Raw genomic sequence first — 25,623 nt, 5'->3', positions numbered from 1 at the left:
CAGGGCGGCCTGCCCCCAGGCCGCCCTGTTGTTATTCTGCCTTTTTCTTTCATCACCTGCTCACAAGCACAGGCCGTTACTCACGAATAGCGCGTATTCGTTCTCTATCGCGAACAGATAATCGCATTAGGGCAGTGACCCATGTTAAAATTCCGCCCTTGAATTTATCCAGGGCCAGGCGGCCCGTCCCACGTTTAAGGTCCATCGCGATGCGTACCAGCCAATATCTGCTTTCCACTCTCAAGGAAACCCCCTCCGACGCTGAAGTCATCAGCCACCAGCTGATGCTGCGCGCCGGGATGATCCGTAAACTGGCCTCCGGCATGTACGCCTGGCTGCCAACCGGTCTGCGGGTACTGAAAAAGATCGAGAACATTGTTCGCGAAGAGATGAACAATGCTGGTGCCATCGAAGTCTCCATGCCGGTGGTGCAACCGGCCGAGCTGTGGCAAGAGTCCGGCCGCTGGGACGACTACGGCCCCGAGCTGTGCCGTCTGACCGACCGCCACAACCGTCCCTTCGTGCTGGGCCCGACCCACGAAGAGGTGATCACCTCCCTGATCCGTTACGAGGTGAACAGCTACAAGCAGCTGCCCCTCAACCTCTACCAGATCCAGACCAAGTTCCGCGACGAGGTCCGTCCCCGTTTCGGCGTGATGCGCGGTCGCGAGTTCCTGATGAAGGATGCCTACTCCTTCCACATCAACAAGGAATCGCTGATCGAGACCTACGAACGGATGCATGCCGCCTACTGCGCCGCCTTCACCCGCATGGGCCTGAACTTCCGTCCGGTGCAGGCCGATACCGGCTCCATCGGGGGCACCGGCTCCCACGAGTTCCAGGTGCTGGCCGAGAGCGGTGAAGATCTGATCGCCTTCTCCGACAGCTCCGACTACGCCGCCAACATCGAGATGGCCGAGGCCCTTGCACCGGCCGGTGAGCGCGCCGCCGCGACCCAGGCCCTGACCAAGGTCGCCACCCCGAATGTGCACACCATAGATGAAGTGGCCGCCTTCCTGAGTCTCGCGCCGGCTGCCATCGCCAAGACCCTGCTGGTGCTGGCCGAGGCGGACGAGCACGGCCAGCAGGCCGTCATCGCCCTGGTGCTGCGTGGCGACCACGAGCTGAACGAGATCAAGGCCGAGAAGCTGCCGGGTGTCGCCAACCCACTGACCTTCGCGAGCGAGGAGCAGATCAAGGCCGCCGCCGGCTGTGACGCGGGCTCCATCGGTCCGGTCGGCTTTGCCGGTCGCATCATCGCCGATCGAAGCGCCGCCCATCTGGCCGATTTTGTCTGCGGCGCCAACGACACCGGCTTCCACCTGACCGGTGCCAACTGGGATCGCGACATCGCCACCTATGAAGTGGCCGATCTGCGCAACGTGGTGGAAGGCGACCCCAGCCCCTGCGGCCAGGGCACCCTGCTGCTCAAGCGCGGTATCGAAGTGGGCCACATCTTCCAGCTGGGTACCAAGTACTCCGAGGCCATGAAGGCCAGCGTGCTGAACGAGGGCGGCAAGTCCGTCACCATGGAGATGGGTTGCTACGGTATCGGGGTCTCCCGTCTGGTGGCTGCCGCCATCGAGCAGAACAACGATCAGTACGGCATCATCTGGCCGGACGCCATAGCCCCGTTCGAAGTGGCCATAGTGCCGATGAACATGCACAAATCCGAGCGCGTCGCCGAGCAGGCGCAACAGTTCTACGCCGAGCTGAAGGCCGCTGGCGTTGACGTGCTGTTCGACGACCGCAAGGAGCGTCCGGGCGTGATGTTCGCCGACATGGAGCTGATCGGAATCCCGCACGCCATCGTCATCGGCGAGCGCGGTCTGGACAACGGCGTGGTGGAGTACAAGTGCCGCCGCTCCGGCGAAAAGCAGGAAGTGGCGATCAACGACATCGTCGCCCTGCTCAAGGGCAAGCTGGGTCGCTAATAGCGCCTGCTAACTCTGCTTTTCGTTTTCGATAAAAGGCCCCGGGTGTGAATCGCACTCGGGGCTTTTTATATGTTGCCTGTCGCTGCTGCTCATCACAAACACAAGGCTCCAGTTGTATCGCGATATTGCGCTGTACATGAAGTAGCAGATTTTCTAGACTGACGTTCTTTATCCAGATTGCCCGAGAGATTATGTCCACTGCCTTAGCCAATACCGTTGTCGTACTCGATTTCGAGACTACCGGGCTCTCACCAGGACAAGGTGATAGAGCGATAGAAATTGGTGCCGTCCGGATTGAAAACGGCCATATCAGTGAGCGTTTTTCGGCGTTGATGAATCCCGGTTTTAACGTCAGCAGCTTTATTGAGCAATATACCGGGATCAGCAATGCCATGCTGAAACAGGCGCCACCTTGCGGCGAGGTGATGGCGGACTTCGTCGAGTTTATCGGTGATGATAACCTGGTCGCCCATAATGCCTCCTTCGACAAGCGCTTTCTGGATGCTGAAATAGAGCGGCTGTCGGCGCACTATCCTGGGCAGTTCGCCTGCTCCTTGCTGCTGTCGAGACGGTTATTCCCCGAGGCGCCGGATCATAAGTTGGGTACCCTGGTACAGTACCACAGCTTGCCCAATGACGGCGTATTTCACCGCGCACTGGCCGATGCCGAGGTGACGGCGCATCTGTGGCTTGCCTTATTAAAGGAATTAGAATTGCGATATGGCATTATCGACCCTGATTTTGAATTGCTGCTAACCCTCAGCAAGAAATCAAAGCATGCAGTTCAATCCTTCCTGCAGGGATATGCGACTCAAAAATGAGTCGCTCAGGTAAAATTAACTAATCTCCACCCGAGGTTTAATATTATTTCGCATGAGCTGGATATACATTCGCCATATTCTAAAAATTGAACATGGGCGTAGTAAGTTGCGATAATTCATTATAAAAATCGCTGCTTTTGTCATTTCACTCTAAATGTTTATTTTTACATGTTGACAATGCCTGTCTTGATTAAGACATTGCATTATCGGCCTTCAAATATATCCATCATTACCACATCCAGTGGCCCAACATATTCCCCATATCCTGCTGGAGATGCCCAGGTCATCGACGATCGGGGCTTCGACAACGGCGTGGTGGAGTACAAGCGCCGGCGAGCAGCAGGACGTGGCGATCACCGATATCGTCGCCCTGTTCAAGGGCAAGCGGGGGTGTTGATACTTAACACTAGGCTCGATAAAAAAAGCGCGCCAATCGGCGCGCTTTTTGTTGTGCAGGCAGCGGTTAATACCACTCAGAATGAGAAACCTAGTCGTTACGGCCGATAAAGAGATCGGTCACATGACAACTGCTGCGCGCTTCCAGTGCATCCAGCATATAGGCGGCCGCGTCTTCCGGGGTCATGAAGTTACTCGAGTCCACATGATCCGAGTTGTCCCAGAATTCGCTGCGGATCCCGCTCGGATAGAGGTTCACCAGGCGCAGCCTCGATCCCTTGAGCTCGACCCGCAGGGACTCCAGAAAGCCGCGCATGCCCCACTTGGAGGCGCAATAGAGACTCTCGTTGGCCTTGCCGGCCTGGGCCGCGGAGGAGAGCACGCTGGCGAGCACGCCCCCCTTGCTGCCGATGAGTTTCACCGTCTGCTGGGCCACCAGTATGGTGGAGATGAGATTGCTCTCCACCACCCGGCGTATCTGCTCGGTGGTGTAGACGCCGACCGGGCCGAACTCCCCCGCGCCAGCGCAATGGATCACCATCTCGGGCAAGCCACCCCAGGCCACCGCGGCAGAGAACGCCATCTCCACCTCTTCGTGGCGCGCCAGATCGGCGGCGATGCCGACCACGGCGCGACCGAGCAGTTGCTCCTGCTCTTGCAGCTTCTGGTAACGGCGCCCCATCATGGAGACTTGGTGACCACGCGCTACCAGTCCGATTGTCAGTGCGCGGCCGAGGCCGGAGCCTGCGCCAGTCACTATGATGTGGCTCATGTTGTTACCCCTTAACGGTGGAAGCCAGAGAGTGCGCTACCTCGTCGTAACGCATCCCTGCATGCTTAGAAGCGGAACGCGGCGCCGACAAACCAGCCTTCGATACCCTGATCCATCTCGGCGATGTCGATGGCAGCATCACGCCAGCCGGCGCGGATCTGCATCGGGATGGAGGAGAACTGGTAAGCCGCCCCGATCCGGTAGTCATAGTGATCGCCATTCTCGATGCGAGCGTCGCCGAAGAAGGAGACACCGGTGCCCGGCAGCATGACTTCTGCGCCTGTGTAGGCCATCAGCTCACCCTCGTCATAGGATTCGTTCAGGGTGTGGAACTTGCCGTCATACTGACGACCGGTCAGACCCAGATCGATCTTGAACAGGTCGTTGTTCAGCAGGCGATAGTAAAGGGTCAGATCATAGGCTTCGAGATCATTGCTGAAATTGCCGCCGGAGGTGCTGAAGTCGGTGATCTCGAACTTGGCGTTGGGCAGCAGGAAGATGTCATGCTCCAGTTGCAGGTAGCCAGTCCAGTTGTACTGGTCATCGTAGCTGCCGTTGGCATCCATACCGTGGATGCTGCCGCTGCCCTGGGAGTTCCACATATCGGCACCGGCGGCAAAACGCCAGTCATCGGCGGCCATGGCGGTGTGGCTGAACAGGGCCAACAAACTGGCTGCAATCAAAGTCTTTTTCATCATATCGCTCCCTAATGGACTGGAAAGGCCACTATTTTACCCTCTATACAGGGAATACCTAGAGTAAAAAGCTGAACAAGCGTCCAGAAATGTCAGTGCTGCATGCCTTTCATCGGTTCAACCGGCTTCACCGGCAGGCTCAGGCTGATGGTCTGACCATCGTCCAGGGTCAGCGTCAGCGGGAAGGGGACGTCCTGTGACAGTGCACGCACCTCGAACAGCATGATGTGGAAGCTGCCGGGCTGGAGGGCGACCTCGCCGTTGGCGGGAATGGAGATGCCCTCGACCTGGCGCATCTTCATCACCCCGTTCTCGTGCAGGTGGGTGTGCAGCTCGGCCCGGCCCGCGTCGGGAGAGGCGACGGCGGTCAGGGTCACGGGTTTGTCGCCATCGTTCTTGAGCAACATGAAGGCGGCTGTGTTGGGGGAGCCAGGGGGGAGCAGGCGCACATAACCGTCGACGGCCTCGACCTTGGCCAGGGCGGGGGCCGCCAACAACAGGGTCAGGATGGCGTAAAACGCACGTTTAAACATGGTTGGAATCCTTTTATGATGTTGTTAAAAGAAGCGAAGCTTACCCCTGTGGCAAGCTTTTGACAGCCTCCGATAACAAGGATTCAGACATGGCCCTCACAATTCTGACCGAGCAGCAGGATGGCTTGCTCATCCTGACCCTCCATCGGCCGGACAAGCGCAACGCCCTCAACACCCAGATGTACCAGGCCCTCACCGCCGCGCTGCATCAGGCGACCCAGGACGACAGCGTCCATGTGGTGCTGCTGCAGGGGCAGGACGATTGCTTCACCGCCGGCAACGATCTGGCCGACTTCGTGGGCAAGTCGGCTCTGGCGGCGGACGATCCCATACTGCAATTCCTGCACACCCTTGCGGATTTCCCCAAGCCTGTCATCGCCGCGGTCGCCGGCCCCGCCGTGGGCATAGGCACCACAATGCTGCTGCACTGCGATCTGGTCTATCTGGGGGATAACGCCCGGCTGCAACTGCCGTTCGTCGAGCTGGGGCTGGTGCCGGAGTTTGCCTCCAGCCTCTTGCTGCCCAGGGCCGTCGGTCATCTGAAGGCGGCCGAACTATTGCTGCTGGCGGAGGCCATTGATGCCGATGAAGCACTGCATCTCGGGCTCGCCAACCGGGTGCTGCCGACCGAACGCTTGCTGGCCTTTGCGCGGGAGCAGGGGCTGAAACTCGCGGCCAAGCCGCCGAAGGCACTGCAAAAGAGCAAGGCCCTGCTCAAGCAGGAGCTCAGGCAGGCGGTGCACTTCGTCATCGATCTGGAGGCCCGCGCCTTCTCCCAAGCCTTGCAGGGGGAAGAGGCGCAGGAGCGCATTGCCCGCAGGCTCAGGCGCTGAGACGAGCCACTAGTTCAGGCGGAAACGGCCGATCAACTCGCAGCCCTGCACCTTGTCCTGCAGTTGGATCAGCCTGGCGATCTCGGGGTTGGGGTGGCGCTTCAGGAAGGAGAGCAGGGCGGCGCGGCAGCAGCCCAGCTCGCTGATCAGGCTCTCGCATTCGCGGTTGGGGCACTGGGGCACCAGGGCGGTGACCAGCTCGGAGGCGAGCTTGAGGTAGCGCAGCTCGTAGGCGGGCTCCTCCATGGCGCGCCAGAAGTCGGCGAGGCGATGACAGGTGGCGACCCTCATGCTGGCCAGCTCGTCCAGATCGTCCGATTCCAGCTCATAGACCTCCCCCAGCGCCTGCTGATAGAGGCAGATAGCCGTGCCAAGTGCCCCCTTGCCCAGGGCATTCTCCGCCTCCAGCATGTAACGCTGCCAGTTCTGATTCGTCATACCCCTCTCCCCTGCCGACATGAGTGGAGCCAGTATCATGGCTAATTGAGAATAAATATCAACCAGACGATTTGTGCAGGATCCGGCCAGCCTCTCCTTCGCCAGCTTGGCATCGCCCTCCCCATCCCTTACCATCTGTGCTCTTTCGTCGGGAACCTTCTCCTCATGCAACGACCCCGTTTACCCCAGGCGCTGGGCTGCTCCACCCTGTGCGTGCCCCGCCTGTTGGTCTGGATCTATTAGCTGGCCGACGCGCGCCACGCTTACCCTGATCCATTCAACGAGGAACACAGCCATGAAACCCTGCCAACACTGGTCGCAGGTCGAATACCTGCACCTGACGGTGACCAATCCCAACATCTGCCTCAAGGGGCAGCACAGCTACTACTCCGGCGCCTGGGACGGCCCCTTCGAGGAGGAAGTGGTGCGCTACCTGCACGGCGACCGCTTTAGCCGCAACCCCGATACCGGCTGGGAGCCCATCTGGCACATAGACAAGCTCCATCTCGGCGACTATGTGCAAATCGCCTCTGGCGTGAAGATCATCATGGGTGGCAACCACACCCACAACACCGGCTTCATCAGCACCTATCCGTTCTCCGATGGGGAGGCACTCGAGCGTAGCTACCGCCCCGCCGGGGATACCCGGATCGGCAACGATGTCTGGATCGGCATGGAGGCCATGATCATGCCGGGGGTCACCATAGGGGACGGCACCATCATCGCCGCCCGCAGCCTGGTCACCCGGGACGTGCCGCCCTATTGCGTGGTGGCGGGGTCGCCCGCCAGGGTGATCCGCCAACGCTTCGGCCAGGACGACATCGCACGGCTGCTGGCACTGGCCTGGTGGGATTGGCCGGATGAGCAGGTGGCAGCCCTGCTGCCGCTGATCCAGCAAGGGGAGGTGGCACTGCTGGAGCAGGCCGCCGCCCGCTGGCAAGCCGTCGGCCTGGGCGAATGACTGCGGGGCGCCCAGGCGCCCCGCATTCATCCAATCCTGGGCCCCTGCTTAGTTGCCACTGCGCAGGGGGTTGAGGCGGCACTGCTTGCCGGGATAGCCCGGCAGCCCCTCGGCCTTGCTGCTGCAGGCCAACCGTTTGGCCTGACCGAGGCGATCCGCCAGATTGGCGGCATTGACCGGCAGCCAGTCCATCTGCTGGCCGAGCCAGCTGGCCCAGGCGAACTCGACGAAGTAGACCTGATCTTTCTTGCTGAAGTAGCCCGCATCCTGCAACTGACCCGCCAGGGAGCGGTAGGGGTAATCCGGCAGCTCACCGATCTGCTTGGGCAGTTGCTCCGGGGTCAGGGGCTGGCCCCGCTCATCCTTCAACCAGGCCCAGTGGTTGTTCTGCATCTGGCTCCAGAAGTTGGTCTTGTCCTGCAGCCGGGCGATCACCTTGACCCTCGCCTGCTTCACCCCCTGCTGCCACAGCGCCTTGGTCAGGTGATGCCTGTCCACCAGCCAGTAGCCACCATCGGGGGCGATGACCACGGGGATCTCCTTCTTCTTCATCAACTTGTCGAGCTGCTCCGGGCTCTTGTCCGCCAGCTCGCGCGCCGTGGCATCGACCTGCAACTGGCCCACTCCGCCCTGGGTCGGATGCAACTGCGTGATGCCCAACTCGCACCAGCGACCCACCGCAGTCGTTGGCGCACACGGATCCAGCGCCCAGGCGCCCGGGCTCAGGAGACAAGCCAATAATATCCATGCTCTCATTCTTCCACTCCTCTTCCCCGCATTGGCACGGGGGATTGATAGGGCGCCACACCCGGCTCTCACGGGACTCATGCTGGCGGTCTGACCAGCAAAGGAGATATCATGATTCCCCGTCTATCGGCGATGATTTCTCGCCGAGTTTTCTCCCCGCTTCACACAATTTGAAGGATTAGCCATGAAAGGATGGAGTCCCTTGCTGGCCCTGCTGGGCGCCGCCTGTGTCCAGGCCGCCGATGTGCCGCCCGGCACCCAACTCGCCACCGAACAGGTGGTCGTGCGTCATCTCAAAGACGAGCCCACCAGCCTGAGTCCGCTCAAACTGGTCGGTCTGCCCGAGTTACAGGTGCTGCGGGATCTCTACGAGGGGCTGCTGACCCAGGGGCCGGATGGCAAGGTGATGCCCGGCGTGGCGATGCGTTGGGAGAACAAGGACAACCGGCAATTCACCTTCCACCTGCGGCCGGATGCCCGCTGGTCCAACGGCGACGAGGTCAAGGCCAGCGATTTCGTCTATGGCTGGCGCAAGCTGGTGGATCCCAAGGAAGCCGCCACTTTCGCCTGGTTTGCCCAGCTGGCTCACTTCAATAACGTGGACGAGATAGTGGCGGGCAAGCTGGCCCCCGAGGCGCTTGGGGTGCAGGCCCTCGACGACCATACCTTGCAGGTGAACCTGTCCCAGCCGGTACCCTACTTCCTGAGCCTCTTGACCCACCCCAGCCTGTCACCGCTGCACAAGGCCAGCATGGAGCAATATGGCAGCCAGTGGACCCAGCCGGGCAAACTGGTGGGCAACGGCGCCTTCGTGCTGAACAACAGGGTGGTGAACGAGCGACTGGAGCTGACCCCGAACCCCTACTACTGGGACCGCGCCCACACGGTGCTGACCAAGGTGACCTTCGTGCCCATCAATCAGGAGAGCGCCGCCACCAACCGCTACCTGGCGGGGGATCTGCAGATCACCGAGTCCTTCCCCAAGGAGCAGTACCAGAAGCTGATGCAGCAGATCCCGGGAGAGGTCTATACCCCGGAGCAGCTTGGTACCTACTACTACGCCTTCAACACCCAGCGAGCGCCGCTGAACGATGTGCGGGTGCGCAAGGCGCTCTCCTACACCATCGATCGCGGCCTCATCGCCAACAAGGTGCTGGGCACCGGCGAGAAACCGGCCTATCACTTCACCCCGGACGTGACCGCCGACTTCTTCCCTAAGCCAAACTTGCTCTCCACCAGCAGCCAGCGCGAGCTGGATGACAAAGCCAGGGCCTTGCTCAAAGAGGCGGGCTATGGCCCGGACAAGCCCCTCAAGCTGACCCTGCTCTACAACACCGCCGAGATCCACAAGAAGATGGCGTTGGCCATCGCCAACCTGTGGAAGCAGAAGCTCGGTGCCCGGGTCGAGCTCACCAATCAGGAGTGGAAGACCTATCTCGACAGCCGCCAGAGCGGCCAGTTCGAGGTGATCCGCTCCTCCTGGGTCGCCGATTACAACGATCCCTCCGCCTTCCTCGGCCTCTGGGGCAGCCACCACAGCGGCAACATGGCCCGCTTCGCCAACCCCGGCTACGACGCCTTGCTGACCCAGGCCGCCAGCAGCCAGGATCCCCGTGAGCGGGCCCGCCTGTTCGACGAGGCCGAGACCATCTTGCAGGACGAGGCGCCCATCGCCCCCATCTACCAGTACACCAACGCCCGGCTGATCAAGCCCTGGCTCAAGGGCTATCCCATCAACAACCCGGAGGACGTGGCCTACAGCCGCCAGCTCTACCTTATCAAGCACTGATCCCGCTCATCAGACGCCGACACCACGGGGCCAACCAGGCCGGCCCCGTTCAGGCACTGTCCCGCTCTCATTTTACGGCATAGAATGCTGCCTTTCTGTCGCTAAACTTCGTGAACACGCTACCCATATGCGCACCCTGCTCCTGATCCTCCTGCTTTGTACCCTGCCCGTCCGGGCCGCCACCGAAGCCGAATGCCAGCGGGCCTTCGTCGAATGGATGCTGGACCAGCAACAGCAGTTCAGCGATCGCAAGGCCAGCAAGATGACGCGGCGCAACGCCGAGCGCACCATCGATCAGGCCCGCGACGAGTTCGCCAAACAGGAGAGCTTCTGCCAGACCATGGCCTGGGTCGCAGGCGAGCAGCGCCAGGATCTTCGCTTCAAGCCGAGGGAGGGAGAAGTCCACGATTTTACCCCCCTGCATTGAGCCCGACTTGAACAAGCCTTTGCATTGTCTCTTTTCAGCCTCCCCTGTGGCGATTAATTGACCTAAGCCAAGGTCGGGCCATGGCCCGCATCTACAATGAAGCCGTAACAACCACACACAATAAAAACAAACTTATCAGTTACTTGGCTCAAATCAGGATGCGCACATGACCACACCCCAGCGAGAAGGGGAGATCCGTTTCCCCGACCACATATCACTGATCTCGACCACGGATCCCGCCAGCCATATCACCTATGCCAACCAGCACTTCTGCGACGTGGCCGGTTACAGCGCCAGCGAGATGGACGGCGTCCCCCACAATCTGGTGCGCCACCCCGACATGCCCAAGGCCGCCTTTGCCGACATGTGGCGCCGGCTGCAGCAAGGCAAGAGTTGGATGGGACTGGTGAAGAACCGCGCCAAGAGCGGCCAGTTCTACTGGGTCAACGCCTATGTCACCCCCATCCTCAACGAGCGGCAGCAGATCATCGAGTACCAGTCGGTGCGCACCCGTCCGAGCGAGCAGGACATCGCCTGGGCGGATCGGCTCTATGCCCGTATCCGGGCGGGCAAGGCCCTGCCCTGGCCGAGCCGCCTCGCCCTGGAGCCGGGTCAACTCAGCCTGCTGCTGTCGGCCACAGCCCTGCTCGGGCTGGGCACCAGCCTGGTCACGAGCCAGCCCTGGTGGAGTCTGATTTCCCTGCTCTGCCTGCTGGGGCAGATGGCCCATGGCTGGCAGCTGCAACAACGGCTGGATCGGCTGCTGGCCACCGCGGGCGAGGAGCTGGGTACCCCGCTCTGTCAGGTGCTCTACACCAGGCGGCGGGACAGCCTGGGGGCCATCGAGCTGCTGCTGCGCATGAAGAAGGCCGAGCTCAGGGCCGTGGTGGGTCGCAGCGCCGACACCAACCAGCAGATCCTGCAGGCCGCCGAGGATGACAGGGGCCATATCCAGACCATAGACACCCACCTGCAGCAGCAGCGGCTGCAGAGCGAGCAGCTGGCCGCCGCCATCACGCAAATGAGTCACTCCATCCGCGACGTGGCCAACAGCGCCCATCAGGCCAATGCGCTGGTGAGCGAGGTGCAACAGGTCTCCGCCAGCGGCCAGCAGGCGCTGGCCACTACCCGCTCGTCGGTCAACCAGCTCCATCAGGAGCTTGATGCCAGCCAGGGCGTGCTGGCCCGGCTGACCCAGGACAGTCAGAAGATCAGCGGGATCCTGGAGGTGATAGGCCAGATAGCGGATCAGACCAACCTGCTCTCCCTCAACGCGGCCATCGAGGCGGCGCGGGCCGGTGAGCAGGGACGCGGCTTTGCGGTGGTAGCCGACGAGATCCGGGCGCTGGCCCAGAAGACCCGCAGCTCCACCGGCGAGATCAGCGACATGATAGGGGCGCTGCAGCAGAGCACCCGGCAGCTGTCCGATGGCATGATACAGGGGGCCCAGACCTCGGCTCTCTGCCAGCAACACATGGGGGCCACCGCCGAGGTGCTCGACCAGATCAACCAGATGCTGGCCCAGGTCACCCACACCAGCGACGAGATAGCCCAGGCCGTCAGCCAGCAGGCGGACGTCACCAGCACCCTGGATCAGGGGATCCACCAGATCCACCAGCTCGCCAACCACACCGCCGACAGCAGTCGACAGGCCCTGGATGGCATCACCCTGCTGGTGGAGCGGCTGCAAAATCTCTCCCGCCTGATCAATCAGTTCCACGACTGAACCCGCTCCCCGTGTAGCCAGGCGCGTCTCAGGACGCGCTGCTGTTTTTCCCGCCTTCCCTTCAAATACTCCCCATATGGGGCCTTTCATTTATTTGTAACAGAAATGTAAATGAAATGACCTCTATGCCCGCCATAACAGTCAGTTTCCACCGTGCCTCAACCAAAAGGACTTCATGATGCACCAATCCCTCAGCTATGCCGCCCTGCTGCTGGCCTGTCAGTTACCGTTGCAGGCGCTGGCCGATACCGACGTCTACCTCACCAACAACGGCCCCGAGCCCTTGCAGCTGGAGATCCGCCAGAGCGGCAGCGGCCAGTTGCAACCGGGCAGCCAGTGGACTCAGCACAGGACAGAGCTGGGCCCCTGGGAGAGCGCCATGGTGCTCAGCTTCAATCGCTACGAGGGGGTGAAGGCGGGCAAAAACTATCTGTTCGAGACCCGCGTCACCACCGCCGGCGGCGACACCTATCGCCTCAACCAGCTGATGGAGGGCACTTGGTGGAACACCACCTTGCAGCACGGCGGCGAGACGCCGACCGCCAGCTCCGGCTGGCAGAGCGATCGCACCCTGCATCGCACCGCGGGCCCGCAGGAGCTGGCCTTCGCCGCCAAGTACACCGGCCGTTACGACGATCTGCACTATATGCTGACGCCCGCCCGGCAAGAGGAGCAGCCGGAGCCGGCGGAAGACAAGCTCAAGGTGGCCAGCTACAACGTCTGGGCCCTGCCGGTGATCGCCTCCAGCATCGGCGAGCGGCTGACCCTGCTGCCCGGCTATCTCAAGGGCTATGACGCCCTGCTGCTGCAAGAGGTGTTCGATGGCCGGCGCGAGGGCTTCCTGCAGGCGCTGGCGAAGGAGTATCCCTACCAGACCAAGGTGCTCGACAAGCCGGGGATCAACATCCACGACGGCGGCGTGGTGATCGTCAGCCGCTACCCCATAGTGCGTGAGGCCCAGCTGGTCTATCCCCAGTGCACCGGCACCGACTGCTTCGCCGACAAGGGGGTGATGTACGCCGAGGTGATCAAGGGCGGCAAGGCCTGGCACCTGTTCGCCACCCACACCGCCAGCTTCGACACCGACGAGGCGAGACGGCTGCGCCAGATCCAGTTCGGCCAGATCCGCAGCCTGGCCACCAGCCTCCAGATCCCGCCCACGGACACCGTCATCTACGGCGGCGACTTCAACGTCAACAAGCGCAAGTTTGCCGACGACTACGCCAACATGCTGGCCAATCTGAACGCCCATGCCCCCGCTTATGGCGGCTACACCGAGGCCACCTTCGACCCCAGGCTCAACCCCTACGCCGGCGGGCCCCTCTCCGGCGGTGCCAACGTGGAATACCTGGACTATCTGCTGGTGAGCCGGGAATACGGCGCCGCCAGCCACAACCTCAACAGCGTCTGGATCCCCCGCACCAGCGATGGCAGCCTCTGGCCCGCCAGCAACCTCTCGGATCACTTCCCGGTCAAGGGAGAGATAGCCCGATGAAACGCCGCCACGGGATCCTGGCCCTGGCGGTCCTCTCGCTGTTGCTGCTCACGCTCGGCCGGCAGGATGAGTCCGGATCGGCGGCGGCAGCCTCCCAAGCAGGGACGCCGGCGAGTGCCAGCCCGCCGCAGCCCGTTCAGACGGGGGCCGCCGCACATGACGCCACCGCGGCCACTGGCGCCACCAAGGCACCCCAGAGCTGGCGCGCCATGCCGGAGGGGATGAGCCAGCAGCTCGCCGGCGAGATCAGCGACAGCGACCAGCCGCTGACCGAGCGGCTGGCCAATCTGGGTGGCGTGGAGTCGCAGTGGCTGAGCGAGGGGGAGAGCCTGACCCTGTTGCAGGGGCGCTACGCCGAGGCGCTGGCGCAGCTGGCCAGCGATGGCGAACAGCTGACCCTGGCCGAGCGACTGGCCGCCCTGACCCGGCTGCAGGACAAGTGGGCGGCGCAATACCCGGATCTGGCGGCGGATCTGTTCAATCCGGACGCCCGCCTGCAGCAGGCGCGTCAGCTGTGGGGGGACGAGGAGCTGGAGACCCTGGTGCGCCACTTCCTGCCCGCCGGGCGGGCCGAGGCCAGCCTGGCCTTCGCCGGGGCGCGCCAGCAGCAGCTGGATCAACGCAGCCGCTATCAGCTGCAGCTGGCCGAGCTGGAACAGCAACTCGCGGCCAGCCAGGGGGCCATGGACGACGAGCGCTGGCAGCAGCACAGGGAGCAGGTGCTTGGCCAGTTCAGGCGCGACTTCTTCGTCCAGGAGCAGGGCAGGCCCCGAACGGATTGACGCCAGGCTGACATCACGGTCCGGCACGCAGCAGACACGAAAAAGGGCCCGCTATGGGCCCTTTTCTTGCTCAATCGCCTCAGGCCAGCGGGTAGCTGGCCGCCAGACCGTTCTCGCAATGCCAGTTGGCCCACAGCTTGTCATCGCTGCCCATCTGCAGGGTGGCGAAGTTGCGGGTACGCAGGTAGAGGGTGGCGCCAAACGGCTTGATCAGCTCGGTGCGGATCAGCCGGCTCTCGTCGAGGTACTCGGGCTCATCGTTGGTCATGGCGAGGATCCCCATCCACTGGAACTGGGTCGGGCAGGGATGCACTATGCCGGAGGAGACCAGCTGGTGCACATTCATCACTCCCTTGCCCACCCGCCTGTCCTGGATGACCCCGAGACAACCCACGTGCACATCCCCCGACAGGATCAGGGTCCTCGAGGCGCCCTTGTCGGCCTTGCGCCGCTGCTGGGCGTTGTCCAGCAGCCGCATGATGAGACGGGCCCGCTCCCCCTCGTGGGCCTTGGCGCGCCAGTGATCCTTGAGATCGTCGGTCAGCTCCTCCTCCCAGGGGGTGGCATCCAGCGCCGCCTCGGTGAAGGAGAAGTCTCGATAGACCACCGGCACCCCCGCCATCACCAGCAGGTGCCCCTCGCTGCAAGCGGCCAGCGCTGTATTGACCTGATCCCACTGCCCCCGGCTCATCACCTGGCTCTGGCTGCGGGTCGCCCTGTTGTCCAGCGCCAGGATCTGATAGCCCCTAAAGGTCAGCCGCCAGGAGTGGTGACTCAGGTTCGCCGGATCCAGCAAGGATCCATTGGCGCCGGAGCGCAGCTGGAACAGCCGGAAATACTTGGCGGCGGCGGCATAGATGGCCTGATAGACCTCGCAGCCCTGCAAGTCGGCGGGATAGCTGCCCCAGCCATCGAAGATGTCGTGATCGTCCCACATCATGGCGCTCGGCACCCGGGCCAGCATGCGCGCCACCTCGGGGCGGCCCCACTGCTTGCAGTAGAGCTCGCAATAGAAGCGGTCGAGCTGCTCCTCCATGGTGCGGGTCGCCTTGCGTTTGACCTTCTCGGCCCGGTCCAGCTCGTTCCAGGCTTTCAGGGTCGGCACCGTGGTCCAGAGGGAATCGGCATAGACCTGATCCCCGCCCATCAGCAGCAAGGAGAAGGGATGCGCCTGGTGTTCGGCGGCAAGCTTGTCCCACATGGCGTAGGGCTGGGGGGTGGAGGTGAGCAGCTTGAAGTCGGAGAAACCGTTGCAGGAGGCATAGCCAATCAGCACCTGATCTTTCAGGCCCGGCAGATGAAACTGCCACTGCTCAGCCCCGGCCAGATCCTGGGCGGGCACCCCATCCAGCAGGATCTCGTAGCCGATGGTGCTGGTCTTGGCCTTGGCGGGGGCCGACCAGAGCGCTCGCCAGAAGCCGCCTTTGGGGGTATCCGCCTGCTTGCTGGCGGCCAGCAGCTTGCCATTGACTCTGACGTCAGCCGCCTTGCAGTCCGCCCCCGCCAGAAAACAGATGCTGTATTGTGTGTCCGATTCTAGCCCCAGCAGGGGGCCCATTACCAAAGTCGTCATCGCTTATCCCTCCATGATTTCACCCATGCAGCATAGCGAAACAGGCGTCCTTTGATACTGACCAGCTGGGAGGCGCGATCTCAGGCGGCGGCGAGCGGCATCACACCTTGCCCTTGAACTGCTTGACGCTGCGCTTGTTGGCGGTGCGGCGATTCGCCTGCTTGTCTCTGGGGGCGCGCTTGCCCTCCCCGCTGGCGGGCTGGTCGGTCACCGGGAAGCCGGCCAGTTCGGCCAGCGCCAGCTCACGGCCGGTCAGGGTGCGGATGGCGGCGAGGGTCTCGGCCTCACCGTGGCAGACCAGGGACATGGCGAGACCCTTGCGCCCTGCGCGGGCGGTGCGGCCGATGCGATGCACATAGACGGGGGCGCTGGCGGGCAGGTCCAGGTTGATCACCACGGGCAGCGCCTCCACATGGATGCCACGCGCCATCAGATCCGTGGCCACCAGCACCCGCACCTTGCCCGCCTTGAAGTCGGCAAGCGCCTGCTCCCGCACAGCCTGATCCTTGTCCCCATGCAGGGCCGCCACCGCTATACCCGCCTTGGCGAGCTTCCTGGCCACGCCGTCGGCATCGTCCCTGGCGCTGATAAACACCAGCACCTGAGGCCAATCCTGCTCCTTGAGCAAGCCGATGAGCGCCGGCACCTTGCCGCTCTTGTTGACCAGATAGAGCCGCTCCTCGATCTCGCTCACCAGGCCGTTGAGCGGATCCGCCTCGATGCGCATCGGGTTCGTCAGCAGACCGGTGGCCAGGCTCTCCAGCTCGGTTGGCAGGGTGGCGGAGAATAGCAGATTCTGCCGCTCGGCAGGCATGGCGTTCATCAGCCACTGGATGTCGGGCCAGAAGCCCATCTCCAGCAGGCGATCCGCCTCATCCAGCACCAGCGCACGCAGGTTGCTCAACCCCAGCAAGCGCTGGGCCAGCAAGTCGCGCAGCCGCCCCGGGGTCGCCACCAGCAGCTGCGGCCCCAGCGCCAGCTCGGCCTGTTGCTGCTCCTGAGCCACCCCGCCACACAGGGCCAGGACACGCAGCCCCAACGCCTCGGCACCGCCCTGCAGCGCGGCGCTCACCTGGGTGACCAGCTCGCGGGTCGGCACCAACACCAGTCCCTGCACCCGATCGGAGGTCGAGTCCAGCCGTTGCAGCAACGGCAGACCGAACGCCAGGGTCTTGCCGCTGCCGGTCTGGGCCAGCGCCAGCAGATCCTGCCCCGCCAGCGCCGCCGGAATGGCTAATTGCTGGATGCGGGTCGGGGTATGCAAGTCGGCAGGCAGGGCGGCCAGCAGGGCGGGATCGAGGGCGAGTTCGTTAAAGGTCATGGGCTAGGCAGGCATCGGCTGAATGAAGAAGTGGGAGGCGAAGTCTAGCCAGACTGCCCTGATAAGTAAAAGGATGGTGCCGACTCCGGCGCCGCCAGGGGTCGTGGGGGCTAGATAAAGAAACGGGGGCTAACTCCCCGCGCCAGAAATAAAAACGGCCTGCGCCTGTGTTGAAACAGGGCAGGCCGTCGGGCAATCAGGCTAACGAGATTACAGCACGGCCAGGGCGGCGGCGTAGTTCGGCTCGTCGGCGACTTCGGCTACCAGCTCGCTGTGCAGCACCTTGTTGTGCTCGTCCAGCACGACGATGGCACGGGCGGCCAGGCCAACCAGCGGGCCGGAGGAGAAGGCCACGCCGTAATCCTGCAGGAAGGAGACGCCACGCAGGGTGGACAGGCTCACGACCTTGTCCAGGCCTTCGGCGCCGCAGAAGCGGGACTGGGCGAACGGCAGATCGGCGGAGATGCACAGCACAACGGCGTTGTTCAGGGCGCTGGCCTGCTCGTTGAACTTGCGCACGGAAGTAGCGCAGGTCGGCGTATCGACGCTCGGGAAGATGTTCAGGATCTTGCGCTGACCGGCGTAGGCCGCCAGGGTCACGTCAGACAGATCCTTGGCAACCAGGGAGAAAGGCTTGGCCTGCTCACCGGCAACGGGGAAATGGCCGGAAACGGAGACGGGGTTGCCTTGCAGGGTGACGGTATTGCTCATTGTTGTGTCCTTGATTATCGAGGGAGGATCAGGGTTCCCAGTATAGGCGCTGCCGGCGGGGACAAACACCCGCCAACAAGAGGGATTTATCCCTCGGCTGCACCGACCAATCCTGCCCGGTGAAAAGAGAAGAGGAGAACAGGCTTGACCTTGGACTAAACACCAAGGTTTACACTCGGCTCAATCATCCAGGGTTTCGCACCGGCGGGATCCGTTCAAGAGGGATATATGATGAGCAAAACCTGCTGCAACCATTCACAGGCCGCCCCCATCAAGGCGGTCAGCAAGGCAGCCACGCCTCAAGCCGAGCACAGCCACGACAGTCACTGCTGCGACAATGCGGCGCCCGTCACTGGCAGCACCAACCAGGCCCCCCATGACCACCAGGCGCATGGCGAGAACGACCCGCCAGGAGATGAAGAGCCCCCCAGAGGGAGTTGCAGCGACCGGGCCTGTTGCAGCGATCAGCCTCAGGCCCCCGACCACGCCCATGATCATGGGCATCAAGATGCACACGGCCATCATGACCATGACGAGGCTCCCGACGAGCGCGCCCCTTTGCACGAGCCAGAGCAGAACGTCAGCCGCCACAGCTGGCAGGTGCTGGGGATGGATTGCCCCAGTTGCGCCCGCAAGATAGAGACCGCCGTCAGCCGGGTCCCTGGCGTGCAGCAGGCGCGGGTGCTGTTTGCCACCGAGAAGCTGGTGGTGGATCTCGCCCCCGGCCTCTCCCCCGACCCCATCACCGCGGCCGTGCTGGCCGCTGGCTTCCGGCTCAAGGGGGAGACCGGGGGCAAGGCGGCCGACGGCCAGCCGCGTAGCCCCTGGCTGACGCTGCTTGGCAAATACTGGCAGCCCCTATCGCTGGCCGCCCTGATGTTGGTGGCGGCCCTGCTGCCGGCCCAGTTCGGCCAGCCGCTCTTTACCCTGGCGACACTTTGGGGGCTCTGGCCCGTCGCCCGCAAGGCCTGGGCCCTGACCAAGAGCGGCTCTCCCTTCGCCATCGAGACCCTGATGACGGTGGCGGCGCTCGGCGCCCTCTTCCTCGGCGAGACCGCCGAGGCGGCCATGGTGCTGCTGCTGTTCATGCTGGGGGAGCACCTGGAGGCCTATGCCGCCGGCCGCGCCCGCGCCGGGGTCACCGCCCTGATGGCGCTGGTGCCCGACAAGGCGCTGCGCATCCGCACTGTTCTACAAGGTCAGGCACAGAGTGAAGTACGGGAGGAGGTCGCGGCCGACGAGCTGCGCCCCGGCGACATCATAGAAATAGCCCCCGGCGCCCGCCTGCCGGCGGATGCCCGCCTGCTGGACGCCCTCGGGGCCTTTGATGAGAGCGCCCTGACCGGTGAATCCATCCCGGTGGAGCGCCGCCAGGGAGACAAGGTGGCCGCCGGCAGTCTGGCGGCGGATAGAGTGCTGCGTCTCGAGGTAGTCTCCGAGCCCGGCAACAACGCCATCGACCGCATCCTGCACCTCATCGAGGAGGCCGAGAGCCAGCGCGCGCCCATAGAGCGCTTCATCGACCGCTTCAGCCGCTGGTACACCCCGGCCATGATGCTGGTCGCCCTGCTGGTGATGCTGGTACCGCCGCTCGCCTTCGGCCAGAGCTGGGATGAGTGGATCTACCGCGCCCTGGCGCTGCTGCTCATCGGCTGCCCCTGCGCCCTAGTGATCTCCACCCCGGCGGCGGTCACCTCGGCCCTGGCGGCGGCGACCCGACAAGGAGCCCTGATCAAGGGGGGCGCCGCGCTGGAACGGCTGGCCCATGTCGACACAGTCGCCTTTGACAAGACAGGCACCCTGACCCTGGGCAAGCCCCAGCTGACCGAGCTGACAAGCCTGGATGGCCGACCGGAGGCCGAACTGCTGGCCCTGGCCGCCGCCATAGAGCAGGGCTCCCACCATCCCCTGGCCCGCGCCGTAGTCGCCGCAGCCAAGGAGCAGGGATTGCGTCTGGCCGAGGCCCGGGATCTGCGCGCCCTGCCGGGCATGGGGGTGGAGGGACGCATCGACGGCGCCCTCTGGCAACTGCTGGCACCGAGCCGGATCCCGAGCCTTGATGAGGCCATCAACCAGCGAGTCAGCCGCCTTGAGGCACAGGGCAAGACGGTGGTGGTGCTGGTACAAGCCGGTGCCGCACCAGCCGCCCTGCTGGCGCTGCGCGACCAGATCCGGCCAGAGGCCGCGGCGGCGCTGCAAGAACTCCACAGCCTCGGGCTGCAGAGCATCATGCTGACCGGGGACAACCCCCGCGCCGCCGAGGCCATCGCCACCGAGCTCGGCATGGGTTGGCGCGCCAGCCTGCTGCCGGAGGGCAAGGTGGAGGAGATCGCCAAGCTGGCCGAGCACCGCAAGGTGGCCATGATAGGGGATGGTATCAACGACGCCCCCGCCATGAAGCGGGCCAGCATCGGCATCGCCATGGGCGGTGGCACCGACGTGGCGCTGGAGACCGCTGATGCGGCCCTGACCCACAACCAGCTCGGCGGCATTGCCGCCATGATCCGGCTCTCCCGCGCGGCGCTCGCCAACATCCACCAGAACATAGCGCTGGCGCTGGGGCTCAAGGCCATCTTCCTGGTCACCAGCCTGCTCGGCATCACAGGTCTGTGGATAGCCGTGCTGGCCGATACCGGCGCCACCGCCCTGGTCACCGCCAACGCCCTGCGCCTGCTGCGCAAGCGCTGAGGTTCAGCCAGCAACACAAAGCCGTCACCCCGGGGTGACGGCTTGTCTCTTCCCTCCCCCCCATACCTGCAAAGAAAAAGCGCGGCTGCTCTCTGGCAGTCGCGCTTTGCTTACTCTCTCGGGGTTATCCCACCCTTGGCGAGGTGGAATTCAACCCGGGGCTGCCGAGCCAGCCCCGGACTCGATGGGTTTGCTTACTTGGCGCTGCACTCCTGCACTATGACTGAGCCCACTTCGCCGGATGTCTTGCTTGGGTCAACCTTGACCAGGAAGCTCCACAGACCCTCTGCCAACGTGATGCTGTTGTTGCCCATGCCGCCATCGCCATGCTGAAGCGGGTAGGCCAGCTCGGTCTCCAGCGCGATCAACTTGCCGCCCGCATCCTTGACGAAGAACTGCTTGCTCCAGCTGCCGTCATCGTTGGCAAACTTGAAGTCAAAGCTGCCCGCGTAGTTGAACGCGGCCTGATAGACGGCAAGGTTGCCCTCCATCCCCTTGTAGTTCAACTGGTAGGCCGGCTGGGCATTCCAGTCACTCAGGCTGCCACGCACAAAGATCGGGTAGCCAAGCGGATTACCGGCAACGGTATCCAGTACCTTGCAGCGCTGCACCGGCTCGGTGTAGCTGACGCTCAAGGTCGGTTTGTCCTTGTTCATGGCGGTGAAGACGAACTTGTAGGTACCGGCCTTGGCCAGATCCAGCCCGATGTTGCCAGTCGAACCACCAGCACAGAGGGTCAACGGCGTCCCCACTGCCAACTTGTCACCGGCGTTGCAGCTGCCGTAGTTGATCGGACCCCAGCTGGCGTCGGCGATCTTCACTTCCGTCGTGCCCAGCTGGTCGGCCGTCACTTCGGTGCTGAACTCGTACATGAAGTTGGTGGTGAAGTGCAACTGGTTGGCGTCGCCCCATTCACCGAGGAAGCCCTTCAGATAGACGCCGGAGTCACCGAAGGGTGGCAGGGTGCTCAAGTCCGTCTTCTTGCCGACCGGCAGACCCGCGCCCTGGGCACCGGCTTGCGGTTTGACGAAGACAGCGGCAGACCAGGCCCCCAGAGTCAGCTCACCGTTGCCCACGGCAGCGCCGCTGGCAATGCTGTCGCTCGAGTGGTGAGCACCGCTCAACACCATGCCGGAAAGATCGATGGGCTGATCGTTGCCGTCACGGAAATCGCCAATGCTCTGGGGTGCGTTGGTGGCGTTGATCATCACCACCAGGCCGTCGATGGCGGGATCCAGATCCGCACCTGCGCTCGCACCGTCATCCACGCTCATCACGATGAGGCCTGGCACCTGATCCGGCCCGGTGTTGCGGAAGTCGACCCGCTTGATCACCTCGGCACCGCTGCCAAGACGCAGCAGACGGGAGGATTGACGCAGCTCGGCCAGCTCCTGATAGAAGCCCACCATGCGCTCCATCTCGGCGGCACCCGGTTTGGCATGCTGGCCCAGTACCTGCTCGATCAGCGGATAGTTGTCACCATCCTTGTCCTTGCGCGGCAAGCCCTTGTCGAAGTTGTTGTCGCCGAGGCTGTAGTCGACTCTGTTGTACCAGTCGCCCGAGTCGTAGCTGTCCCGCTCCATGGACTTGGAGCGTAGCAATTCTACCCCTGCGTGAGTGAAGGGGATCCCCTGCCCCAGCATGGCGGTCGCAAGTGACACCCCTTGCATCCGCACCAGATCGGCACCGGCAGGCGCCTTGTAGGCCAGGTTATCGAACAGGGTCTGGTTGTCGTGCTTGTCGACATAGTTCTGAACTTCGGTCGGATCCTGGGCATAACCCGCGGGCTGACCGTTGTAGTCGATGTCAACGCCCTTCTTCGGGATGCCGTCCTTGTCGGTCAGCACAAACTCCTTGAGATTGCCCGCCATGCCGAGGCGCACCAGGTCGGACTGGTGCAGGGCGGTGTCGAGATCGACCCCGTTCACCTCGTTGGGATCCACATAGGCGCCGTTGCCGAAGCCCTGGGTCTTGCGGATGGCCTCGCCACCGTCAAACGGGCTGCCGCCACGGACCGCATCCCGCAGCCGGTCGGAGAAGGAGCCGATGCCGGTGCCGCCAAGGTGCTTCTGGATAGCCTGCACGAAGCGCTTGTCATCCTGCACCTCGCCGAAGTTCCAGCCTTCCCCGTAGAAGTACATCTCGGGGTTGACCTTCTTCACCTCGGCCAGGGCCTGCACCATCTGATCCTTGGGATGGTGACCCATCAGATCGAAGCGGAAAGCGTCGACCTTGTAGTCCCGCGCCCAGGTCACCAGGGAGTCATCCATCAGCTTGGCGAACATGGCGTGTTCCGGTGCCGTGTTGGAGCAGCAGGTGGAGTTCTCGACCGAGCCGGTCTCCGGGTTCAGACGCTGGTAATACCAGGGCACTATCTTGTCGAGCACCGATTTCGGGCCGAGGCCAGCCTCGTTGGTGTGGTTGTAGACCACGTCCATCACCACGTTCATGCCGATGTCCTGCTTGATGGCCTGCACCATCTCGCGGAACTCCTTGATCCGGGTCGTCCCCTCCGCATTGGTGGCGTAGGAGCCTTCCGGGGTGGTGTAGTGGAAGGGATCATAACCCCAGTTGAAGGAGTCCACCCCGCGCAGATAGCCGTACAGCTCCTGCACTACCGGGCTCTCCTTGCTGTCGCTCCCTTGCAGATCCGCCAGCACCGTCTCTATGGTCTCACCACCGCCACAGTGGCTGGCGAACCTGGAGTTCTTGACCTCGGGATTGACCTCGCACAGCTTGCTGAAGTCGTCGCCGATGTTGGCGACCTTGGCCGGATCTTCGTTGATGGTGGCGATGTCGAACACCGGCAGCAGGTGCAGGTGGCTGACGCCGCTCTTGGCCAACGCCTTGAGGTGAGTCACCGGCACGCTGTCGCTGTCGGTCAGCCCCAGGAACTTGCCGCGATGCTCGGGCGGAGTGGATTCATCGTTGCCGGTCAGATCCCGGACATGAGCCTCATAGATGACGATGTCGGCTGGATTGGCCTGGCTGTGGGGGGCCTTCAGGCTGTCCCAACCCGCCGGTTTCAAGGCGGGATCGTTGAGATCCACCACCTGACTGAACTCGGAGTTCATGGCCAGGCTCAGGGAGTAGGGGTCGGTGACCTGATAGGATTCCAGCTTGCGACTCAGGGGATGATAGACCTGAATGTCATAGCGGTAATATTTGCCCACCAGATCGGCACCACCCTGCAGACTCCAGCTGCCGCTGGCCTCGTCTTGTGTCATGGCACGCTCGCCCAGGGATTTGTGCTGCTCGTCGAACAGCGCCAGCTTGACCGACTTGGCGGTCGGCGCCCAGAGCCGGAAGGTGACATTGCCGCCCTCGACGATGGCGCCATAGCTGAGCTTGGTGGCCGCCTCTGCGTAGACGGCGTCGAGAGCCCCGGCGCTCTGCACCAGGGTTGCCCCCTGCAGGATACCGCTCTGATCGGTACCGATGGCCACCAGCTCACCCTTGAGCAGGGGCTTGAGATCTTTGCCAGAGGGCAGGGCGAAGGCGGCGGCATCCTTGAGATGCGGATACTTGGCCTGCTGCTCGGCAGTCAGGCTGGTGGGGGTCAGCTTGAGATAGGGGAAGTCGAACACCCCCTCGCTATTGGCGGTGATGGTGCCGGAGTCCGTGTAGTAGAGGCGCACATGGGGTTTGTCCTTGCCCCCTTGCCAGATCAGGGTGTTGCCATCGATCAGGTGGGCACTGGCCCCCGCCACGCCGAAGGCGGCGGTGAAGGCCTCGGCACGGCTGCCGAAGATCTCGTTCTTGCCCGCGACTATGGCCACGGTGCGATCCGGGTGATCGCTGAAGACGACCTTCATATCGGAGCCGGTCAGGTTCGCCAGATCGCCGTTACGGGCGATAAAGTTGATGCAGCCTTCCATCTTGGAGAGCGGCACCACCCAGCTCGGACCGAAGCTGTCCGCCGCAGACGGCGTCTTGCTCTTGTCATCCCAGCTCGCGTTCAGGCCACTGTCGGCGGTCGAGTTACAGGCATCGTTGTTCCACAGGTGCATGCTGTGGCCGGCGAAGGGGCCGTCGACCCCCCGTGCGGCGCTGGTCTGGGTGTCGACCAGGGCGATCACCGCTTCATTGGGGCCGGCTACCAGCTGTTCGGCCGGGGGTTGCACATTGGGAAGGCGAGCGACGGGCTCATCCTGAGGGGTCGGGGTGGTAGCAGAGGAGCTGTTGTCATTACAGCCAGACAAAAGCGCGAGCAGTGAGGCTGTAACCAGCGCCACTTTGGTCTTTTTCATATCCATTTTTTTATAATTCCCGCTGTAGTTAGTCTCGATAGACGAGTACCCGGCCTTGGCCGAGCGCTGTCATATTAATCAGCGGAGATTGTTGTAAATGTGAGCAGGGCGGCAAAAAAAACCAATCCGTTTCAACAAGATAACGTTTTCATAACGAAAGTTGGAGCGAGCTCACAGACTGGGGCCAATATTGTCCCCATACCGGAATCTGTCCCGGTGATGCAGTAAAAATCTATTTCCGATCAAATGGATATCAGGAGATGTCGATGACGCGTATCGATGAACAGGCGAAACGGCTGGACGAGGAGTACCTGGCCATCAGCCAGCTGTTCGATCAATTCTGCCAGCGAGCCGGGGCCCTCGCCGAGCAGTATCACTTCTTCAAATGGCCGGACTACGAGGATACCCCGCAGCTCTCCCGCGCCTTCACCCTGCTGGGGGAGCCGCGCGAACTGAGGCTGCGCTGCCAGCCCGGGGAGCGGGGCACCCTGCACGGTATCATCCAGATTGTGGATGAGGAGGAACTGCCCCACGCCAGCCTGAGGTTCAGTGCCGATGGCCAGCTGCAACTGGAGGCGGGCCGCCTGCTGGATGACCCGCCCCGGTTGTTGCTCAGGCTGCTGCTGGGCACCGTCTGGCAGCATAAGCCCGAGGCGTGAACCCCTCGCCGTTGCCTGAGAGACAGCGCCCTTCGGCTAACACCGCAGTCGGGAGCCAACCAGCAGGGC

General features: G+C 63.1%; 20 protein-coding genes. 11 read left to right on the top strand and 9 right to left on the bottom strand.

The features are described from left to right. Positions 1–209: 209 nt before the first annotated feature. Both LG30_RS0110725 and LG30_RS0110720 read left to right on the top strand, forming a co-directional pair. Entirely contained in the window at positions 210–1,934 is a 1,725-nt protein-coding gene (locus LG30_RS0110725; RefSeq protein WP_033130703.1) for a proline--tRNA ligase, read from the top strand. A gap of 194 nt (positions 1,935–2,128) precedes the next feature. After that, positions 2,129–2,758 carry a 3'-5' exonuclease gene (locus LG30_RS0110720; RefSeq protein WP_033130702.1) on the top strand — a complete coding sequence of 210 codons (630 nt, stop codon included), beginning with the start codon at positions 2,129–2,131 and terminating at the stop codon, positions 2,756–2,758. A 487-nt stretch (positions 2,759–3,245) separates the two neighbouring features. Here LG30_RS0110720 and LG30_RS0110715 read toward each other — a convergent pair whose 3' ends face one another. The 3 genes from LG30_RS0110715 to LG30_RS0110705 form a co-directional block, all read right to left on the bottom strand. Next, positions 3,246–3,926 (bottom strand): SDR family NAD(P)-dependent oxidoreductase, encoded by a 681-nt coding sequence (locus LG30_RS0110715; RefSeq protein ID WP_033130701.1) that lies wholly within the window; start codon positions 3,924–3,926, stop codon positions 3,246–3,248. A gap of 65 nt (positions 3,927–3,991) precedes the next feature. Then, positions 3,992–4,621: a TIGR04219 family outer membrane beta-barrel protein gene (locus tag LG30_RS0110710; protein WP_033130700.1), complete on the bottom strand. Its 630-nt coding sequence runs from the start codon at positions 4,619–4,621 to the stop codon at positions 3,992–3,994. A gap of 92 nt (positions 4,622–4,713) precedes the next feature. Next, positions 4,714–5,154: a copper chaperone PCu(A)C gene (locus LG30_RS0110705; protein WP_033130699.1), complete on the bottom strand. Its 441-nt coding sequence runs from the start codon at positions 5,152–5,154 to the stop codon at positions 4,714–4,716. An 89-nt stretch (positions 5,155–5,243) separates the two neighbouring features. Between LG30_RS0110705 and LG30_RS0110700 the strand changes: the two genes are divergently transcribed. Further along, positions 5,244–5,987: an enoyl-CoA hydratase-related protein gene (locus tag LG30_RS0110700; protein ID WP_033130698.1), complete on the top strand. Its 744-nt coding sequence runs from the start codon at positions 5,244–5,246 to the stop codon at positions 5,985–5,987. 9 nt (positions 5,988–5,996) lie between these two features. On the opposite strand, the gene LG30_RS0110695 is transcribed toward LG30_RS0110700, so the two are convergent. After that, the gene (locus LG30_RS0110695; protein ID WP_033130697.1) at positions 5,997–6,425 is read right to left on the bottom strand and encodes a DUF2753 family protein; all 429 of its coding nucleotides are present in this window, start codon (positions 6,423–6,425) and stop codon (positions 5,997–5,999) included. A 295-nt stretch (positions 6,426–6,720) separates the two neighbouring features. Here LG30_RS0110695 and LG30_RS0110690 point away from each other — a divergent pair, with 295 nt between their 5' ends. Continuing rightward, entirely contained in the window at positions 6,721–7,386 is a 666-nt protein-coding gene (locus LG30_RS0110690) for a CatB-related O-acetyltransferase (RefSeq protein ID WP_033130696.1), read from the top strand. A gap of 48 nt (positions 7,387–7,434) precedes the next feature. Here the strand turns inward: LG30_RS0110690 and LG30_RS0110685 are convergent, their stop codons facing one another. Then, positions 7,435–8,142, bottom strand: a complete 708-nt coding sequence (locus tag LG30_RS0110685; protein ID WP_033130695.1) for a ParB-like protein — start codon at positions 8,140–8,142, stop codon at positions 7,435–7,437. A 175-nt stretch (positions 8,143–8,317) separates the two neighbouring features. On the opposite strand from LG30_RS0110685, the gene LG30_RS0110680 reads away from it, so the two are divergent. From LG30_RS0110680 to LG30_RS0110660, 5 genes are all read left to right on the top strand, one after another. Continuing rightward, on the top strand, positions 8,318–9,922 hold the full coding sequence (locus tag LG30_RS0110680; RefSeq protein ID WP_033130694.1) for an ABC transporter substrate-binding protein: 1,605 nt from the start codon (positions 8,318–8,320) through the stop codon (positions 9,920–9,922). Between the two features lie 127 nt (positions 9,923–10,049). Then, positions 10,050–10,349: a hypothetical protein gene (locus LG30_RS0110675; protein WP_033130693.1), complete on the top strand. Its 300-nt coding sequence runs from the start codon at positions 10,050–10,052 to the stop codon at positions 10,347–10,349. A gap of 166 nt (positions 10,350–10,515) precedes the next feature. Continuing rightward, the gene (locus tag LG30_RS0110670) at positions 10,516–12,075 is read left to right on the top strand and encodes a methyl-accepting chemotaxis protein (RefSeq protein WP_033130692.1); all 1,560 of its coding nucleotides are present in this window, start codon (positions 10,516–10,518) and stop codon (positions 12,073–12,075) included. Positions 12,076–12,253: 178 nt separating this feature from the next. Beyond that, positions 12,254–13,570 carry a sphingomyelin phosphodiesterase gene (locus LG30_RS0110665; RefSeq protein ID WP_033130691.1) on the top strand — a complete coding sequence of 439 codons (1,317 nt, stop codon included), beginning with the start codon at positions 12,254–12,256 and terminating at the stop codon, positions 13,568–13,570. Beyond that, positions 13,567–14,352, top strand: coding sequence for a F0F1 ATP synthase subunit delta (locus LG30_RS0110660; RefSeq protein WP_033130690.1), 786 nt, complete (start codon positions 13,567–13,569; stop codon positions 14,350–14,352). Before LG30_RS0110665 ends, LG30_RS0110660 begins: the two co-directional genes overlap by 4 nt. Positions 14,353–14,431: 79 nt before the next feature. Here LG30_RS0110660 and LG30_RS0110655 read toward each other — a convergent pair whose 3' ends face one another. The 3 genes from LG30_RS0110655 to tpx all read right to left on the bottom strand — a co-directional run bounded on the left by LG30_RS0110655 (position 14,432) and on the right by tpx (position 17,957). Continuing rightward, entirely contained in the window at positions 14,432–15,925 is a 1,494-nt protein-coding gene (locus tag LG30_RS0110655) for an alkaline phosphatase D family protein (protein WP_033130689.1), read from the bottom strand. A 100-nt stretch (positions 15,926–16,025) separates the two neighbouring features. Continuing rightward, on the bottom strand, positions 16,026–17,246 hold the full coding sequence (locus LG30_RS0110650) for a DEAD/DEAH box helicase (protein ID WP_033130688.1): 1,221 nt from the start codon (positions 17,244–17,246) through the stop codon (positions 16,026–16,028). A gap of 210 nt (positions 17,247–17,456) precedes the next feature. Next, positions 17,457–17,957 (bottom strand): thiol peroxidase, encoded by a 501-nt coding sequence (tpx, locus tag LG30_RS0110645; RefSeq protein WP_033130687.1) that lies wholly within the window; start codon positions 17,955–17,957, stop codon positions 17,457–17,459. Positions 17,958–18,188: 231 nt separating this feature from the next. On the opposite strand from tpx, the gene LG30_RS0110640 reads away from it, so the two are divergent. After that, the gene (locus LG30_RS0110640; protein ID WP_033130718.1) at positions 18,189–20,645 is read left to right on the top strand and encodes a zinc/cadmium/mercury/lead-transporting ATPase; all 2,457 of its coding nucleotides are present in this window, start codon (positions 18,189–18,191) and stop codon (positions 20,643–20,645) included. A 194-nt stretch (positions 20,646–20,839) separates the two neighbouring features. On the opposite strand, the gene pulA is transcribed toward LG30_RS0110640, so the two are convergent. Beyond that, positions 20,840–24,901 carry a pullulanase-type alpha-1,6-glucosidase gene (pulA, locus tag LG30_RS0110635; RefSeq protein WP_033130686.1) on the bottom strand — a complete coding sequence of 1,354 codons (4,062 nt, stop codon included), beginning with the start codon at positions 24,899–24,901 and terminating at the stop codon, positions 20,840–20,842. Between the two features lie 260 nt (positions 24,902–25,161). Here pulA and LG30_RS0110630 point away from each other — a divergent pair, with 260 nt between their 5' ends. Continuing rightward, positions 25,162–25,554, top strand: a complete 393-nt coding sequence (locus LG30_RS0110630) for a hypothetical protein (protein WP_033130685.1) — start codon at positions 25,162–25,164, stop codon at positions 25,552–25,554. Positions 25,555–25,623 lie beyond the last annotated feature (69 nt).

This window comes from Aeromonas aquatica (genome assembly GCF_000764655.1).
In the GTDB taxonomy this organism is placed as follows: domain Bacteria; phylum Pseudomonadota; class Gammaproteobacteria; order Enterobacterales; family Aeromonadaceae; genus Aeromonas; species Aeromonas aquatica.
Note: the sequence above shows the minus strand (reverse complement) of the source record. Positions and strands in the feature narration are given on the sequence as shown.

Excerpts from the sequence above, each read along its gene's own strand:
- LG30_RS0110650 (WP_033130688.1), bottom strand. The coding sequence starts at position 17,246 with ATGACCTTTAACGAACTCGCCCTCGATCCCGCCCTGCTGGCCGCCCTG.
- LG30_RS0110720 (WP_033130702.1), top strand. The coding sequence starts at position 2,129 with ATGTCCACTGCCTTAGCCAATACCGTTGTCGTACTCGATTTCGAGACT.
- LG30_RS0110670 (WP_033130692.1), top strand. The coding sequence starts at position 10,516 with ATGACCACACCCCAGCGAGAAGGGGAGATCCGTTTCCCCGACCACATA.
- LG30_RS0110685 (WP_033130695.1), bottom strand. The coding sequence starts at position 8,142 with ATGAGAGCATGGATATTATTGGCTTGTCTCCTGAGCCCGGGCGCCTGG.
- LG30_RS0110715 (WP_033130701.1), bottom strand. The coding sequence starts at position 3,926 with ATGAGCCACATCATAGTGACTGGCGCAGGCTCCGGCCTCGGCCGCGCA.
- LG30_RS0110660 (WP_033130690.1), top strand. The coding sequence starts at position 13,567 with ATGAAACGCCGCCACGGGATCCTGGCCCTGGCGGTCCTCTCGCTGTTG.
- LG30_RS0110640 (WP_033130718.1), top strand. The coding sequence starts at position 18,189 with ATGAGCAAAACCTGCTGCAACCATTCACAGGCCGCCCCCATCAAGGCG.
- LG30_RS0110700 (WP_033130698.1), top strand. The coding sequence starts at position 5,244 with ATGGCCCTCACAATTCTGACCGAGCAGCAGGATGGCTTGCTCATCCTG.
- LG30_RS0110705 (WP_033130699.1), bottom strand. The coding sequence starts at position 5,154 with ATGTTTAAACGTGCGTTTTACGCCATCCTGACCCTGTTGTTGGCGGCC.
- LG30_RS0110695 (WP_033130697.1), bottom strand. The coding sequence starts at position 6,425 with ATGACGAATCAGAACTGGCAGCGTTACATGCTGGAGGCGGAGAATGCC.
- LG30_RS0110675 (WP_033130693.1), top strand. The coding sequence starts at position 10,050 with ATGCGCACCCTGCTCCTGATCCTCCTGCTTTGTACCCTGCCCGTCCGG.
- LG30_RS0110690 (WP_033130696.1), top strand. The coding sequence starts at position 6,721 with ATGAAACCCTGCCAACACTGGTCGCAGGTCGAATACCTGCACCTGACG.
- LG30_RS0110665 (WP_033130691.1), top strand. The coding sequence starts at position 12,254 with ATGCACCAATCCCTCAGCTATGCCGCCCTGCTGCTGGCCTGTCAGTTA.
- LG30_RS0110630 (WP_033130685.1), top strand. The coding sequence starts at position 25,162 with ATGACGCGTATCGATGAACAGGCGAAACGGCTGGACGAGGAGTACCTG.
- pulA (WP_033130686.1), bottom strand. The coding sequence starts at position 24,901 with ATGGATATGAAAAAGACCAAAGTGGCGCTGGTTACAGCCTCACTGCTC.
- LG30_RS0110725 (WP_033130703.1), top strand. The coding sequence starts at position 210 with ATGCGTACCAGCCAATATCTGCTTTCCACTCTCAAGGAAACCCCCTCC.
- LG30_RS0110655 (WP_033130689.1), bottom strand. The coding sequence starts at position 15,925 with ATGACGACTTTGGTAATGGGCCCCCTGCTGGGGCTAGAATCGGACACA.
- LG30_RS0110680 (WP_033130694.1), top strand. The coding sequence starts at position 8,318 with ATGAAAGGATGGAGTCCCTTGCTGGCCCTGCTGGGCGCCGCCTGTGTC.
- tpx (WP_033130687.1), bottom strand. The coding sequence starts at position 17,957 with ATGAGCAATACCGTCACCCTGCAAGGCAACCCCGTCTCCGTTTCCGGC.
- LG30_RS0110710 (WP_033130700.1), bottom strand. The coding sequence starts at position 4,621 with ATGAAAAAGACTTTGATTGCAGCCAGTTTGTTGGCCCTGTTCAGCCAC.